Below are 13712 nucleotides of genomic sequence, written 5' to 3' on the forward strand. Positions count from 1 at the left end.
GTCAACGTCGTGCTACCGTCGAGCCCGAAATGGCCCGCAAACGCCGAGGTTGGGGCGGTGATCCCCCAGCCAGCGACGGGGAAGCCGCGCAGCGCATCGTCGACGCCGCCGTGGACCTGATCGCCGAAACCGGTTCCGCGATCACCATCGCCGACGTTGCCGAATCGCTCGGCGTGATCCGGCAGACCGTGTATCGCTACTTCCCCACTGCCGACGAGCTGATGCGCGCCGCGGCGATCGCGTCGGTCGACGAATTCCTCGACCAGCTCGCCCGTCATGTCCAGGGCATCCACGACCCCGTCGAGGCCATGACCGAAGGCGTCGTGTTCACCCTCGATGCGGTCGCACGCATCCCGCATCTGGGCATCCTGTTGTCGTCGCCGAGTTCGGCGGCGCGGCCGGGTGAGATGGCGTCCGCGGTGGCGCAGGACTTCGGTATGCGGATGATCACCCGCTTCGACGTGGACTGGTCGAGCTACGGCTACGACGACGCCGCGCTGCGCGATCTGGTCGAGTTCACGTTGCGCGTCATGTTGTCCTTCGTCGTCGCGCCGCCCGATCCGGGACGTTCGAGCGGCGACCTGCGTGCCTTTCTGAGGCGTTGGCTCGGCAGCGCCATTCTCGCCCAGGGGTAGCGTGGCGTCCGTGAACTTCCAACGACTCGCCCTCTCCGCCGCCGTTGCCGCCGTCACCGCCACCGGACTCGCCGCCTGCGGATCGTCCAACGTGCCGTCCTCGCAAGCGCAGCCGACGACGGGTTGTCCCACCGCGGCCCCGGAAAGCGCCCCCGCTCCGGACTGGACGTTCACCGGCGCCACCGGCAGCGTCGCCGTCACCGGTTCGACGGACACCGCAGCACCGGTGGTCGAGGTGACCCCACCGTTCAGCGTCACCGAGACCCAGGTCCAGACCTTGCAGACCGGTGACGGCCCCGTCGTCGCCGACACCGCCTCTGTGTCGGTGTGCTACATGGGTGTCAACGGCCGCGACGGAAGTGTTTTCGACAGCTCCTATCAGACCGGCGATCCGGTCGAGTTCCCGCTCGACGGTGTCATTTCCGGTTTCCAGAAAGCCATCGCCGGTCAGAACGTCGGGTCCACCGTGGCGGTGGCCATGACGCCCGAAGACGGCTACCCCAGTGGGCAACCCGCCGCCGGGATCATGCCCGGGGACTCCCTCATCTTCGCCATCAAGATCCTGGAAGTGCGATGAGCTCGCCGGACGACTTCAACTCGAAGGTCATCGACGAGTTCCGCGCCAACGGTGGCCGCGTCGGCGGGAACTTCGAGGGCGCACCGATGGTGCTCGTCCACCATGTCGGCCGTAAATCCGGTAAACACAACGTGACACCGATGATGTACCTGCCGAACGACGAGGATCCGGACACCATCTACGTGTTCGCCTCCAAGGCCGGTGCCCCGACGAATCCGGCCTGGTACTACAACCTCATCGAGGCCGGCCGAACCGAAATCGAGCTCGGCACCGAGACGCTCACCGTGTCGGTCACCGAGATCACCGGTCCCGACCGCGACCGAATCTACGGCGAACAGGCAAGGCGCTACCCGGGTTTCGCCGAGTACGCCGAGAAGACGGCCGGCATCCGGACCATCCCGGTGCTGGCGCTCGAACGCGAAGCGGCTTAGGAGTCGGCCGGGACGACCGGGACCAGTTCGGTCAGCCCGCTGACGGTGAACGTCGTCATCAGCAGCGGGTGCGCGATCACGCTGCTGATGCGGTCGGCCAGGCGGAACAACAGGTTGATCCCGGCGCTGTCGACGTACTCGACACGGCTGAGATCGACGGTCAGTGCGCCCGTGGTGGCCTCCGCGGCGGCCGTCAGCGTCTGCTGGAACGTCGCGACATTACTCATATCGACCTCCCCCGAAGCGATCACGGTGAGTTCGCCGGTGTCCTGGCGTGCGGTGTCGACGGTCAGGGACGTGGACATCAGGTGATCCTGGTGGCCAGTTCGACCCGCGTCCCGTCGGTGTCGGACTCGATCGAGACCTCGTGCATCAACTTCCTCATCAGCTCTATCCCGCGGCCGCGGTTCAACGCGGGATCGACGCGCGGCAGCTTCCAGGATCCCGTATCGGCAACGGTCAACTGCACGCGCCCCGCCGAGGCGCTCGCCTGCAGGCGCACGGTGCCGCCAGGCGTGTGACGGTGACCGTGCTCGATGGCGTTGGACACGGCCTCCCCGACCGCGACCAACACATCGGTGGCACGGTCCGGCGGGAGGCCGACACGACTCAGCCACCCGCGCAACGCTGCTCGTGTCGGCGCCAAATTTCCGGCATCGGCCTCGAACTCGAGTTCCAGCGGCGCGGGCTGGCGGTAGAGCAACAGGACCACGTCGTCCTGGTATCCACCGTCGGGAGCCAGCCCCGCCATCGTCTGACTCGCCAGGGTCTCCAGATCTTGGTCACGCCGGTCCAGGACGTATTCGGCGGCCCGCGAGATGCCGTGCTCGAGGGCGATGCGACGTCGCTCCACCAGTCCGTCGGTATAGAGGACCACGGTGGAGCGCGGTGGAATGACCACGCGAGCCTCCGGACGCGGCCGGTCGACCCGAAGCCCCAGCGCGATGGTGTGAGCGTCGGCGAGTGCCTCCGTCGTGCCGTCGGGATTCACCAGAATCGGCGGCGGATGGCCGGCGCTCGAGTAGACCATCTCGCCGGTCTCCCGATCGAGAACGGCGCAGACCGCCGTCGTGCATTGCGCGCCGGCCAGACGCGCGGCGAACCGGTCCAGCCCGACCAGGGCAGCAGCGGGGCTGGGGTTGGCGAACAGCAGCGCTCGGCACGCACTGCGCACCTGCCCCATGACCGTCGCCGCGGCCAGGCCGTGCCCGACACAGTCGCCGACGACCAGCGCCACCCGACCGTCCTCGAGATCGACGACGTCATACCAGTCGCCGCCGACCTGCAGCGGCTTGCTCGCAGCCTGATAGCGGACGACGAAACCCCGCGGGAGATCAGCGGGCCCGAGGATCGCGTGCTGCAACGCCAGCGCCGTCTCCCGTTGCTGATCCACCTGATGCACGCGCTGGAGGCCCTGGCTCAGCCGCCCGGCCAGCACCGTGAGCAGGGTCTGGTCCTCGAGGGTGAACGGGCGCTGCTCGGCCAGGTCGATCCAGACGACGAGTACCCCCTCAGGGTGTTGGACGGAGATGCCGGCTGAACCATCGGTGGTGGTGTGTGGGGTGAGCAGTTCACCGTCGCTGAGCGCCAGCAGCGCCTCTCGGGTGTGCGCCGGGGCGGAATCCCAGTCGGTGGCCTCCCCCACCGACACGACGTGCGGAGGGGTCTGCCAGGTGTCGGCAGAGGCGGCGAACGTCACCGCCAGCACCCGGCGCGCGCGCCACAGCCGGCGGAGTTCCTCGGCTGCGGCGTGCACCGCTTCGTCGACCGAATTGGCTTGCGCCAGCTCCTGATTGAGGGCATGCTCGCGGCCTTCGGCGAGTGCCAACGCAATGGCCGCGTGCCGGGCGAAATCGCTGACCAGCTCCAGGTAGGCCTCGTCGAAATGCACCTGCTCGGCCCGCCGGGCCACCGCGATGACCCCGAGCACCCGGTCGTCGGCCATCAGCGGCATCACGATCGCCGACCGTTCGCCCACGTCGGTGAAGCCTTCGATCGGATACTGGAACGAGTCGGTGATCAGCGGCAAGCCCCGCCGGGCCACGCCGCCGGTGGTCGAACCGTCCATCGGCACCTGACGCCCGATGACCTCCTCGGAGTACCGGCCGGCGGTTGCGGCGACCACCAGCGAGGTGACCTCGGTGCCGGGTATCTCCGGATCGCGTGGCACCAGCAGGATCGCCTGCTCGGCGTCGGAGAGCTCCAGCGCCCGGTTGACGATCAACTGCAGCGGACCCATCTGCGGATCCCCGGACAACAGCGCGGTGGTGATCTCGCGGCTGGCTTTCGTCCACTTCGTGGATTCGCGTTCCCTCTCGAACAGGCGCGCATTGTCGATGGCCGCCGCCGCCGCGGTCGCCAGTGCACGGACCGCGCCTTCCTGTGGTGCGGTGAACTCGCGGCTCGGGCGGTCGTCGAAGAGATACAGCGTGCCGAAATCCGCGCCCCGCACGACGATGGGGACGCTGAGCGAAGTGCCATGCCACTCGGACTGGCCGGCAGCCAACCGCCGCGCTCGGTCCTCATCGAGCCCGGATCCGACGAACGAGACGAAACTGCCGCTGGGACCGCGCACCGCCAACGAGGCGTGGGGTGCGTCGGCTAGATCCCGTGCGGCGCGAACGATGCGCTGCAAGGTCACCTGGAAGTCGAGATCAGAACCGATCGCGATGATCGCGCGCACCAATCGCTCCATCAGGGCGTCGGGCATGTTCTCGCCGTGCTGCCAGGTGAACGGCCCACCCGGTGCATCGTCCATCCCACCCACCCTAGACCTCGCCGCGCCGCGATGTGATCAGCGCGCCGGTCGGCATCGAACGCTTTGGCAGATTGCGCCACTTTGCCGACGAGGTCGCTACATGAGCGTGGTCGGATAAGGGAGACTGGTGTGGTGTCGGATCCCAACGAGATGCCCGGGTTGCGCGAACGCAAGAAGCATCAGACCCGTTTGGCGATTCGTCGTGAGGCGTTCCGGCTGTTCGGCGAGCAGGGCTACGCCGACACCACCGTCGAGCAGATCGCCGCTGCCGCCGACGTCTCGCCGCGGACCTTCTACCGGTATTTCGGCAGCAAGGAAGCCGTGCTGATCAGCGACGACAAGATCGAACCGATCGTCACCGCGTTCGCGCAGGCCCCCGAAGACCTGCCCTACCTCGAGGCCTACCGGTACGCCCTCCAGCACGTCTACGGCTCCCTGACGCCCGAGGAACGCGACGACGTGATCGCCGGCGAACAGTTGATGTATCAGATCCCCGAGGTGCGCGGCCTGCTCTACACCGAGTACGTCAAGCTGATCGACTCGATCGCCGATGTACTGGCCACCCGACTCGACGAGCCCGTCGACGACTTCGAACTACGTGTGATCGCCGGCGCCATCGTCGGTGTGCTCATCGCCGCGTCGCACGAAACCCCGTTGCCCGACCGCTCGCTGGACCGCGCCTTGGCGATCCTCGGGACGCGCCTGTCGTGACCGCGTCGACACGGATCGACCGGTGGCTGTGGGCGGTTCGGCTGACCAAGACACGCCCCGATGCCGCCGAGGCCTGCCGGGGCGGTCACGTCCGGGTCAACGGTCGTGTGGCCAAGCCGTCCACGCCGGTGGTGGCCGGTGACGAAGTCCGAGCCCGCCTCGGCGACCGCACCCGCATCGTCGAGGTCCTGGACCCGATCGCCAAACGCGTCGGTGCGCCCGTCGCGGTGGCCTGCTACCGAGACCGCACACCGCCCGAGCCGCGCATCGCGGCGCTGCCGGTGGCGGTCCGCGACCGCGGTGCCGGCCGTCCCACCAAACGCGACCGCCGCGCGCTCGAGAAGTGGCTGGCCTCGGGTCGCTAGTTGCGGACGTTCGGGGTGAAGTTGAAGTTGGCGATCGACGCGGACAAGCCCGTGCCGATCGGGCCGTCTGCGTCGAACAGCGTGGCGCTGCCCGTGGCCACCCCTTCGAAGCTGTAGTGCGTCAACGCCGCCAGTCCGATGTAGGGGCCGCGCGGCAACCGACTCAACGCCAGCGTGTAATCGGCGTTGATGAACGCGAGCCCCTCGGTGCCGAAGTTCGTCAGCGAACTCGTCACGTCCACCGCCATCGCGGCCCGGACGAACGGGGTCAACTCCTCGCCGTCGACCAGGTCGCGGATCTCGCGCAGCCACGCGAATCGCGGACCGTCGTGCTGCCACGGAAACGTGCCCGGCTCGGCCAACTCCTTGCCGTAGGGGACGATGAACATCGGCGTCGAGCCGTCGAGATGAGCTGGTTCCCGCGGCAGCGGGGGCATCTGGACCGGCGTGGTGAAAAATCGGCCGTCCGGCTGCGTGCCCCGGCGCAGGCACAACGCCGAAGCCCGAGCGACCAGCTCGCCGTGCTGGGTCATGGTGGCATCGATCGCGCGCATCCGGCTGCCCGACCGTGTGACTTGTGCACTGACCTGCACCGGCTCGGTGGCGACGCGCCGCAGGATCTCCACGGTGAAGCGCGCCGGGTGCAGTTCGGGGTCGTCGAGGTGCTGTTCCACCGCGCGCGCCAGCAGGCCACCGACCACCTGCCCGCCCAGTGTGGGGCCCCATCCACCCTGGGCTACGGCATTGGGCATGAGTCCGTCCTCGTGCGCCACGAGGAACGGGGTGAGGCGCTCGGTCATGCGCGACAGCATACTGAAGCGCTTACAGTAACCGTCTCGTCGCGGTGCCCGACGCCTCGCGGATCAGCCTCCGAGCTCGGTGACCGCGGTCTCGAGCGCCCGCGCCTGGGTGGACAGCTCCGACTCCGAAACCATGTCCGTGGCGCCGGTGCGCTCCACCAGCGCCGCGCGGGAGATGATCTCCAACGCGCCGCGGTTCTCGTCGCGGTCGAGGTCGCCGGCCGTGAGGATCTTCGTGCGTCCCTCGATGAGGACCAGTGTCGCGTCCGGTCCCGCGTCCAGAAGCCTGCGGAGGTCGTCGGGGGTAATCGTCATGGTTTGCGTATGCCCGGTCCGGGCGGTCTCACACTCGCCGGATGGGGTGTGTCCTCCCCTTCGGGCACGGGCTGATCCCAGCTGGACCACGTGTAGCGCTCCTGATGGGCGATCGCGCTGCCCAACATGAAGGCGCGGTGATAACGATTCGATCGCGCGATCGTCGCCAGCCAGGTGGTGACCGTGGCGACGCGGTTGCTCAGCCCGGTGAGGAACGCGATGTGAATGAATCCCCAAGCCAGCCAACCGAGCAACCCGGAGACCTTGACCGGACCGATCTGCAGCAGCGCCTTGCGACGGCTGATGTAGGCCGCGGACCCCAGATCGCGGTAGCGGTACGGTTTGCGTCGCCGCCCCGCGATGTCCCGGCGGACGCAGGCCGCGACGTGCATTCCTCCCTGCATCGCGTTCTCCGCGACCCCGGGCCACCCCTCCCGCCCGGCGAGGTCGCCGACGACGAAGATCTCGGGGTGCCCCGGCACCGACAGGTCGGGTTCCACCGCGATACGGCCGGCCCGGTCCGACTCGGCGCCGAGGATCTCGGTGACGTGCCGGGCGAACGGCACGGCCTCCACCCCGGCGGTCCACAGCACGGTCCGCGTCTCGTAATCCTCGCTGGGCCCAACGGCTTTCGGGCTCACCGTCACGCCGTCCTGCCGCACGTCGGTGACGCGCACCCCCAGTTTGAGCTCGACGCCCAGATCGGTGAGGGCCTCGCCGGCCTTCTCCGACAGGTCGGGAGCGAAGGTCTTGAGCACTCTGCTGCCACCGTCGAAGAGCAGCACCCGAGCCTCCTCGGGCGCGATGCTGTGAAATTCGTTGGCCAGTGTGCGGGTGGCCATCTCCCGGATCTGGCCGGCCAGTTCCACCCCGGTGGGGCCACCGCCGGCCACGGCGAAGGTCAGCCAACTGTCCCGCTCCGGTCCGGGCGGGAGACTCTCGGCGATCTCGAACGCGGTGAACAACCGCTGTCGGATGCTCAACGCGTCGTCGAGCGTCTTCATCCCGGGCGCCCATTGCGCGAAGTGCTCGTTGCCCATGTACGACTGCTGCATGCCTGCCGCGAGCACCAGCACGTCGTAGTCGACGGTGAACGTCGTCTCGTCGGGCCGCAGCGCGGTGACCCGGCGGGCGACGGGGTCCAGGTCGACGGCCTCACCGAGCAGGGTCCGGACGTTGGCCTGTCCGGCGAACTGCTCCCGCAGCGGGCGGCTGATGTGGCCGATGCTCAACGTGCCGGTCGCGCACTGGTACAGCAACGGCTGGAACAGATGACCGGCGGCGCGGTCCAGCAGTGTCACGTCGACGTCGGCGTTCTTGAGGCGCCGTGTGCAGAACAAACCGCCGAACCCGCCGCCGATGATGAGCACTCGTTTCCGTCCCATGTCACGCAGGCTAACCACGCGGGGTAACGCCGAATCGTCACATGACGAAGTAAACGTCAGTGAAATCCCCAACGGAGCGCGACCAGGCAGGCGCGCCGGAAGGAGAACGATGATGCGAACAGGGTCACTTCAGATGCTGCTCCGGCGTCTGCTGGCCGGGACGGCGGCGGTGCTGCTGCTGCCCGCTCTGGTGGCGGTCGCGGGCGGGTCGGCCACGGCCGGCGCCTATTCCCGTCCCGGTCTGCCCGTGGAGACGTTGATGGTCCCGTCCGCGGCGATGGGCCGCGAGATCCCGGTCAAGTTCCAGGGCGGCGGGCCGAAGGCCGTGTATCTGCTCGACGGGCTCCGGGCCCGCGACGACAACAGCGGCTGGGACATCGAGACCGCCGCGTTCGAGAACTACTTCGAGTCCGGACTGTCGGTGGTCATGCCCGTGGGCGGCATGTCGAGCTTCTACACCAACTGGCAGGGCCCGGCCGTCGGCAACGGGCAGACCTACAACTATCAGTGGGAGACCTTCCTGACCAGCGAGCTGCCCGCCTACCTGGCCGCCAACAAGGGCATCTCCCCCACGGGCAACGCCGTGGTCGGCTTGTCGATGTCGGGGAGCGCGGCGCTGATCCTCGCCGCGTATCACCCCGGCCAGTTCTCCTACGCCGCATCGCTGTCGGGGTATCTGAACCTGTCCGACGGGATCTGGCCGGCCCTGGTCGGCATCGCGATGCGGGACGCGGGCGGGTTCAGCGCCTCGGCGATGTGGGGCCCGGGTGGCGGCGCCGCCTGGAAGCGCAACGACCCGACCGTGCAGGTCGGCAAGCTGGTCGCCAACGGCACCCGCATCTGGGTGTACTGCGGGACCGGGCGCCCCGGTGAGCTCGGCGGCGGCGGGGACTTCCCCGGACAGCTGCTCGAAGCGATCACGCTGAACAGCAACCGTGAGTTCCAGCGGCAGTACCAGGCAGCCGGCGGGGCGAACGGGGTGTTCAACTTCCCGGCCAACGGCACCCACGGCTGGGGGTACTGGGGCTCGCAACTCAACGCGATGAAGGGTGACATCCAGCGCACCCTGGGCGTCTAAGGCATCGGCACGTCGGCCTGCCATCGCGCGCGGAGTTGCGCGGCGGTCTGCTCCCACCAGGGCGGATCGCCGCGCTCGCCGAGCGCCACCTTCGCAGCGTGCACGCCGTCGCGCGACCGGCGTTCGGCGGCGGTGCCCTTGGTGCGCCGCACCTGGCGCCGCCACGCCATCAAGACATCCACGAGCTCCTGACGCCGATCATCGGGGATATCGGGATCGGTTGCCCGCCAACGCTTTCCGTCGATCACGACGTAGTGCCCGTCAGCAGTGGTTTCCGGCACCGTGCACCCGAAGCGCCGAAAGCCGCCGCAGGCTCGTGCCCGCGGCGGCTCGTTCGTGTCGACGATCAGAACGTCGGGATGAACACACCGTTGAGCCAGACGCCCCAGTGGTTCCAGCCCTCATCCCAGACCTGCGGATTGCCTGCCGCCCACGCCGGGTCGACGGGCTTCGGCGGAGCCCAGGCCGGCGGCTGACCGGTCTTCGGGCCGGCCGGCGGCAGCCCCTGAACGTGGTGCCTGTGGCCCGGATGGCCGGTCATGTTGCTGTGGCCCGGATGGCCGGTCATGTTGCTGTGGCCGGGCTGCCCGGTCATGTTGCTGTGGCCCGGCTGGCCCGGGGCCGGCGGCTGCGGCTGCGGCGGCTGCGCGCCCGCGGTGGCAGCGACACCCACCGCGCCGGCGGCCATACCGCCCACGACGGCGGCGCTGGCCAGAATGCGGGTGAACTTCATCGGTCACAACTCCTATCCCGGGTTCGTCCGAACCCGTTTTCGGGTGAGTACGGCTGATTACTAACCGTCATTCCGGCGCCATAAACCCGAGGTAGAGGGTCGGTGGCGAAGGTGTGGCCCACGACACAGCCGCCCGGGCTGCGTCCATCGCCGCAATGGATGGCGTTGACTACTGGGGTGAGCGACCGTCTGCGTGCTGAGCTTCGGCGAGCCGTCGATGCTGGTGGGCCCGGGTCGGAGCCGGCACGTGTCGCCCTCGGCGGCGGATCCGTTCGCCGTCGTCTCGAGGCCGGCATCCGGGCCTTGGCCGAGCACCGCGGCCCGCGCAGCAGCACCTGCCCGTCCGACGCCGCCCGCGCCGTCGGCGGACAACAGTGGCGCGAGCTCATGGACTGCGCACGCGAGATCGCGGTGGAACTCGCCGAGCGCGGGGAGGTGCAACTCACCCAACGCGGCCGGGTGCTCGACCCGCGGGCACCGTGGAGCGGCCCGATCCGCATCAAGACGACGAGACCGCCGCGGTGAGCGACGACGACCGCCGGCACTGGGATCGGCGCTACGCCGATCGCGGCCCGGCGGGTCTCGACGAGGTGGGCCTGCCCTCGCCGTTCCGGGATTTCTCCGACGTGTTTCCCAGGACCGGAACCGGGCTGGACGTCGCGTGCGGTCGCGGCGGCGCAGCCATATGGCTGGCCCAGCGCGGACTGACCGTGCACGGCTACGACGTGTCCGCGGTCGCGGTGTCGCAGGCCCGGGAACTGGCGCAGCTCGCCGGGTGCGCCGAACGCTGTCACTTCGAGGTCGTCGACCTCGAGGCGGGCCTGCCTCCCGGCCCACCGGCCGGGGTGATCGTCTGCTCGCGATTCCGCGACGCCCGCCTCGACGACGTCCTGATCGCCCGCCTGGCCCCGGACGGGCTGCTGGCCGTGAGCGCGCTCAGCGAGGTCGGGGCGAACCCGGGGCGCTACCGCGCGGCACGCGGTGAACTGACGCGGGCGTTCGCCCGGCTGGAGGTGCTCGCGGCCGCGGAGGCCGACGGGCTGGCCTGGGTGCTGGCGCGCAAACCGGCTCTTGCGAAGATCAGCACGTGGCCGAGATCCCGCTGACGGTCGGTGCGCTGCTCGCGCGCGCGGCCGAGAACAGTCCTCAGCACACCTACGTCGTGAGTCCCGACGACCGGCTCACCTTCGCCGAGGCCGAACGTCGCTCGGCACTGCACGCGCGCTGGCTGATGGCCCGCGGTGTCGGGAAAGGCACCCGCGTCGGGCTGTTCTTCCCGAACGGCACCAAGTGGGTGAGCTGGTGGCTGGCGGTGTCGCGCATCGGCGCCGTGGCCGTGCCGTTGAGCACCCTCTACCCCGCCGCCGAACTGGCCAAGGTGGTGCGTCTGGCCGACGTCGCGGTGCTGGTGGCACCCGAACGCGTACTGAACATCGACGTCGCCGCGCTCTTCGAGCAGGCGTGGCCCGAACTGGCCGGCGGACAGCCCGGGCAGGTCATGCTGCCGGAGGCGCCGTTCCTGCGCACCGTCGTGCTCACCGGCAGCGGCCGGCCCGGCTGGTCCTCCGACCCCGACGACGGCCGACTCGTCCCGCACGACCTGTTGACGCGCGCCGAAACCGAGGTCACGGCCGCAGATCTGGCGATCATGGTGCACACCTCGGGTTCCACCGCAGACCCGAAAGGAGTCCTGCACACCCACGGCACCCTGAGCCGGCAGACCTCCACCTGGCCGGACGCGATCCGCGCGGTCACCGGATCGTCGGCGCCCCCGGTCATCCTGTGCGCCATGCCGTTCTTCTGGATCGGTGGTGTCCTGGCCGCCACCGGGGCGCTGCACGACCCCGTCACCCTGCTGGTGTTGCCGCGGCTGGAACCCGCTGTGGCACTTGACCTGATCGAGGCCGAACGCGCGACCGGCGTGGTGGGATGGCCGGCATTCACCCAGCGGTTGCGTGAACACCCGGACTTCGACGAGCGTGACCTGTCCTCGGCGCCGCTGCTGCGCGACGGCCCGCTCGACATCGCGATGACCGACGTGCCCGACGGCTTCCCCGTGCACCGCACGATGTCGGAGACCGCCGGCGGTTTCGCCTACACCGACATGCAGATCGTCGACGACCACGGCGTCCCCGTCGAGGACGGGACCGTCGGCGAACTGTGGGTGCGCGGCATCGGGGTGATGGCCGGCTACAACAAGCGCGAACGTGCCGACACCTTCGACGCGGACGGCTGGTACCACACCGGCGACCGGGTCTACCGCAAACCCGGTGACCCACGGCTGTTCTACGTCGGTCGCAACACCGACATGATCAAGACCTCCGGAGCCAACGTCTCGCCGCTGGAGGTCGAGGCCGTCATCGAGACCTTCGACGACGTCGCCCAGTGTGTGGTCGTCGGCGTCGACCACCCCGACCGCGGTGAGGAGGTGTGCGCCGTGGTGGTGCCCGCTGCCGGTGCCCCGGACACCGCATCGCTGCGGCAGCGCACGGCCGAACTGCTCTCGTCCTACAAGGTGCCCACCCGCTGGGTCACCGCCACCGGCGCACAGATCCCCACCCTGCCGAGCGGAAAGCTGGACCGAAAGGCGTTGCGCGCGTGGGTCGGAGACGGTGCATCCGATGAGTGAACGGGTGAGCTTTCCCAGCTGTTCGGGTCCGTCGCTGGCCGGTGTGATCGAGGAGCCCGAGGGCGCGGTCCGCGGCTGGGGTGTCTTCGCCCACGGCTTCACCCTCGGCAAGGACTCCCCGGCAGCCAACCGCATCTGCAAACAACTCGCCGCCGAGGGCATCGGCATGCTGCGGTTCGACAACCTCGGTCTCGGCGACTCCGACGGCGACTGGGGCGACGGCTCGTTCTCCCACAAGGTCGACGACACCGCGCGGGCGGTCGAGTTCATGAACGAATCCGGGCGCGAGGTGCGGCTGCTGGTCGGTCATTCGTTCGGCGGGGCCGCCGCGATCGCGGCCGCCCACGACTGCCCGTCGGTGGCCGCGGTGGTCAGCATCGCCGCGCCGTGCGAACCCGCGCACGTGGAACGCATCTACGACGCGTTGCTCGACCGCGTCGAGGAACATGGAGAAGCCCGGCTGCGGATCGGCGACAAGGCCCTCACGCTCAAACGGCATTTCGTCCACGACGTGCGCGCTGTCGACCTCCGCGAACTGATCGCGACACTGGACCGTGCGCTGCTGATCATGCACTCCCCCACCGACAACACCGTCGGCATCGACCACGCGGGCAAGATCTTCGAAGCAGCCCGTCACCCACGCAGCTTCGTCTCCCTGGAAGGCGCCGACCATCTGCTGACCGGCAAGAACCAGGCCGCCCGGGCCGCCCGCATCATCAGCGCCTGGGCCGACCCCTACCTGTAGGCGTCAGCCCTCGCCGCCGCCGACCTCGGCCGCCAGCGGGGGTGGGAGCGGTTTCGTGGAGGTGGGCGTGGGTTTCGGTGTCGCCGACGGGGACGGGCTCGTCGTGAGCGACGTCCCCGGCCGCTGGAAGTCCAGCATCGCCTCGTCCCGGATGATCGTCTCGCCGGCACTGATCACCAGCGACTCCTCGGTCACCAGGTACTCGATGCCCTCGCGCTTGGCCGCGTAGGCACCGTCGGCGGTCCGGGTCGCCGACGTGATCAACCGCGCGCCGTCCCGCACGCGGACACCGCGATAGGTGAATTCACCGTCCGGCGACCGACAGATCGCCACGCGTGACGACGAGGTGTAGCCGAAGACCACCGCGGTGTCGGGTGCTGCGCAGCGCGCGGTCGAATCCAGATAACCGCGACCGTCGGACTCCGGGGCGCCCGCCGCCGCCGGTGCGCTGAGCAGTGCCGCGCACGCGGCTGCCGCCGCAACGATCAGGACGCGGTGTGGTCTTGCCGGGCTGGGAATTCGGTGCGAGAACATCTGTTCCAGCAGATCA

General features: G+C 69.3%; 18 protein-coding genes. 10 read left to right on the forward strand and 8 right to left on the reverse strand.

Going from position 1 to position 13712, the window contains the following annotated elements:
* The first annotated feature begins 29 nt into the window (after positions 1-29).
* From ACAG25_RS12610 to ACAG25_RS12620, 3 genes are read left to right on the forward strand one after another with little or no spacing between them, the layout of a single operon-like run.
* On the forward strand, positions 30-635 hold the full coding sequence (locus ACAG25_RS12610) for a TetR/AcrR family transcriptional regulator (protein ID WP_370488790.1): 606 nt from the start codon (positions 30-32) through the stop codon (positions 633-635).
* A 1-nt stretch (position 636) separates the two neighbouring features.
* The gene (locus ACAG25_RS12615; RefSeq protein ID WP_370488791.1) at positions 637-1212 is read left to right on the forward strand and encodes an FKBP-type peptidyl-prolyl cis-trans isomerase; all 576 of its coding nucleotides are present in this window, start codon (positions 637-639) and stop codon (positions 1210-1212) included.
* On the forward strand, positions 1209-1643 hold the full coding sequence (locus ACAG25_RS12620) for a nitroreductase/quinone reductase family protein (protein ID WP_370488792.1): 435 nt from the start codon (positions 1209-1211) through the stop codon (positions 1641-1643). Before ACAG25_RS12615 ends, ACAG25_RS12620 begins: the two co-directional genes overlap by 4 nt.
* On the opposite strand, the gene ACAG25_RS12625 is transcribed toward ACAG25_RS12620, so the two are convergent.
* Positions 1640-1948, reverse strand: a complete 309-nt coding sequence (locus ACAG25_RS12625; RefSeq protein ID WP_370488793.1) for an STAS domain-containing protein — start codon at positions 1946-1948, stop codon at positions 1640-1642. The genes ACAG25_RS12620 and ACAG25_RS12625 overlap by 4 nt on opposite strands.
* Complete coding sequence (locus ACAG25_RS12630) at positions 1948-4353, reverse strand: SpoIIE family protein phosphatase (RefSeq protein ID WP_370489001.1); 2406 nt, start codon at positions 4351-4353, stop codon at positions 1948-1950. The genes ACAG25_RS12625 and ACAG25_RS12630 overlap by 1 nt, the downstream gene beginning before the upstream one ends.
* Positions 4354-4551: 198 nt before the next feature.
* Here ACAG25_RS12630 and ACAG25_RS12635 point away from each other — a divergent pair, with 198 nt between their 5' ends.
* Positions 4552-5112 (forward strand): TetR family transcriptional regulator, encoded by a 561-nt coding sequence (locus tag ACAG25_RS12635; RefSeq protein ID WP_370489002.1) that lies wholly within the window; start codon positions 4552-4554, stop codon positions 5110-5112.
* The gene (locus tag ACAG25_RS12640; protein ID WP_370488794.1) at positions 5109-5477 is read left to right on the forward strand and encodes an RNA-binding S4 domain-containing protein; all 369 of its coding nucleotides are present in this window, start codon (positions 5109-5111) and stop codon (positions 5475-5477) included. The genes ACAG25_RS12635 and ACAG25_RS12640 overlap by 4 nt, the downstream gene beginning before the upstream one ends.
* Here ACAG25_RS12640 and ACAG25_RS12645 read toward each other — a convergent pair.
* The 3 genes from ACAG25_RS12645 to ACAG25_RS12655 all read right to left on the reverse strand — a co-directional run bounded on the left by ACAG25_RS12645 (position 5474) and on the right by ACAG25_RS12655 (position 7977).
* The gene (locus ACAG25_RS12645; protein WP_370488795.1) at positions 5474-6277 is read right to left on the reverse strand and encodes a thioesterase family protein; all 804 of its coding nucleotides are present in this window, start codon (positions 6275-6277) and stop codon (positions 5474-5476) included. The genes ACAG25_RS12640 and ACAG25_RS12645 overlap by 4 nt on opposite strands.
* A 63-nt stretch (positions 6278-6340) precedes the next feature.
* Entirely contained in the window at positions 6341-6592 is a 252-nt protein-coding gene (locus ACAG25_RS12650; RefSeq protein WP_370488796.1) for a hypothetical protein, read from the reverse strand.
* Positions 6589-7977 (reverse strand): NAD(P)/FAD-dependent oxidoreductase, encoded by a 1389-nt coding sequence (locus tag ACAG25_RS12655; RefSeq protein WP_370488797.1) that lies wholly within the window; start codon positions 7975-7977, stop codon positions 6589-6591. The genes ACAG25_RS12650 and ACAG25_RS12655 overlap by 4 nt, the downstream gene beginning before the upstream one ends.
* Before the next feature lie 133 nt (positions 7978-8110).
* Between ACAG25_RS12655 and ACAG25_RS12660 the strand changes: the two genes are divergently transcribed.
* Positions 8111-9055: an esterase family protein gene (locus tag ACAG25_RS12660; RefSeq protein WP_370488798.1), complete on the forward strand. Its 945-nt coding sequence runs from the start codon at positions 8111-8113 to the stop codon at positions 9053-9055.
* On the opposite strand, the gene ACAG25_RS12665 is transcribed toward ACAG25_RS12660, so the two are convergent.
* Together ACAG25_RS12665 and ACAG25_RS12670 are read right to left on the reverse strand one after the other, a co-directional pair.
* Positions 9052-9336 carry a hypothetical protein gene (locus ACAG25_RS12665; RefSeq protein ID WP_370488799.1) on the reverse strand — a complete coding sequence of 95 codons (285 nt, stop codon included), beginning with the start codon at positions 9334-9336 and terminating at the stop codon, positions 9052-9054. The two genes, ACAG25_RS12660 and ACAG25_RS12665, sit on opposite strands and share 4 nt — an antisense overlap.
* Positions 9337-9401: 65 nt before the next feature.
* A complete protein-coding gene (locus ACAG25_RS12670; RefSeq protein WP_370488800.1) occupies positions 9402-9788 on the reverse strand; it encodes a hypothetical protein in 387 nt (128 codons plus the stop codon).
* A 177-nt stretch (positions 9789-9965) separates the two neighbouring features.
* Here ACAG25_RS12670 and ACAG25_RS12675 point away from each other — a divergent pair, with 177 nt between their 5' ends.
* From ACAG25_RS12675 to ACAG25_RS12690, 4 genes are read left to right on the forward strand one after another with little or no spacing between them, the layout of a single operon-like run.
* Positions 9966-10313: a DUF3253 domain-containing protein gene (locus ACAG25_RS12675; RefSeq protein ID WP_370488801.1), complete on the forward strand. Its 348-nt coding sequence runs from the start codon at positions 9966-9968 to the stop codon at positions 10311-10313.
* Complete coding sequence (locus ACAG25_RS12680) at positions 10310-10894, forward strand: cyclopropane-fatty-acyl-phospholipid synthase family protein (RefSeq protein ID WP_370488802.1); 585 nt, start codon at positions 10310-10312, stop codon at positions 10892-10894. The genes ACAG25_RS12675 and ACAG25_RS12680 overlap by 4 nt, the downstream gene beginning before the upstream one ends.
* Positions 10876-12417: a class I adenylate-forming enzyme family protein gene (locus tag ACAG25_RS12685; RefSeq protein WP_370488803.1), complete on the forward strand. Its 1542-nt coding sequence runs from the start codon at positions 10876-10878 to the stop codon at positions 12415-12417. Before ACAG25_RS12680 ends, ACAG25_RS12685 begins: the two co-directional genes overlap by 19 nt.
* On the forward strand, positions 12410-13162 hold the full coding sequence (locus ACAG25_RS12690) for an alpha/beta hydrolase family protein (protein ID WP_370488804.1): 753 nt from the start codon (positions 12410-12412) through the stop codon (positions 13160-13162). The genes ACAG25_RS12685 and ACAG25_RS12690 overlap by 8 nt, the downstream gene beginning before the upstream one ends.
* Positions 13163-13165: 3 nt before the next feature.
* On the opposite strand, the gene ACAG25_RS12695 is transcribed toward ACAG25_RS12690, so the two are convergent.
* A complete protein-coding gene (locus tag ACAG25_RS12695) occupies positions 13166-13696 on the reverse strand; it encodes a hypothetical protein (protein ID WP_370488805.1) in 531 nt (176 codons plus the stop codon).
* Between the last annotated feature and the right edge of the window lie 16 nt (positions 13697-13712).

It is taken from the genome of Mycobacterium sp. pV006 (genome assembly GCF_041287115.1).
GTDB lineage: Bacteria > Actinomycetota > Actinomycetes > Mycobacteriales > Mycobacteriaceae > Mycobacterium.

Coding starts and splice junctions, on each gene's coding strand:
- ACAG25_RS12650 (WP_370488796.1), bottom strand. CDS start 6,592: ATGACGATTACCCCCGACGACCTCCGCAGGCTTCTGGACGCGGGACCG.
- ACAG25_RS12645 (WP_370488795.1), bottom strand. CDS start 6,277: ATGACCGAGCGCCTCACCCCGTTCCTCGTGGCGCACGAGGACGGACTC.
- ACAG25_RS12670 (WP_370488800.1), bottom strand. CDS start 9,788: ATGAAGTTCACCCGCATTCTGGCCAGCGCCGCCGTCGTGGGCGGTATG.
- ACAG25_RS12620 (WP_370488792.1), top strand. CDS start 1,209: ATGAGCTCGCCGGACGACTTCAACTCGAAGGTCATCGACGAGTTCCGC.
- ACAG25_RS12655 (WP_370488797.1), bottom strand. CDS start 7,977: ATGGGACGGAAACGAGTGCTCATCATCGGCGGCGGGTTCGGCGGTTTG.
- ACAG25_RS12625 (WP_370488793.1), bottom strand. CDS start 1,948: ATGTCCACGTCCCTGACCGTCGACACCGCACGCCAGGACACCGGCGAA.
- ACAG25_RS12695 (WP_370488805.1), bottom strand. CDS start 13,696: ATGTTCTCGCACCGAATTCCCAGCCCGGCAAGACCACACCGCGTCCTG.
- ACAG25_RS12630 (WP_370489001.1), bottom strand. CDS start 4,353: ATGCCCGACGCCCTGATGGAGCGATTGGTGCGCGCGATCATCGCGATC.
- ACAG25_RS12690 (WP_370488804.1), top strand. CDS start 12,410: ATGAGTGAACGGGTGAGCTTTCCCAGCTGTTCGGGTCCGTCGCTGGCC.
- ACAG25_RS12635 (WP_370489002.1), top strand. CDS start 4,552: ATGCCCGGGTTGCGCGAACGCAAGAAGCATCAGACCCGTTTGGCGATT.
- ACAG25_RS12610 (WP_370488790.1), top strand. CDS start 30: ATGGCCCGCAAACGCCGAGGTTGGGGCGGTGATCCCCCAGCCAGCGAC.
- ACAG25_RS12660 (WP_370488798.1), top strand. CDS start 8,111: ATGCTGCTCCGGCGTCTGCTGGCCGGGACGGCGGCGGTGCTGCTGCTG.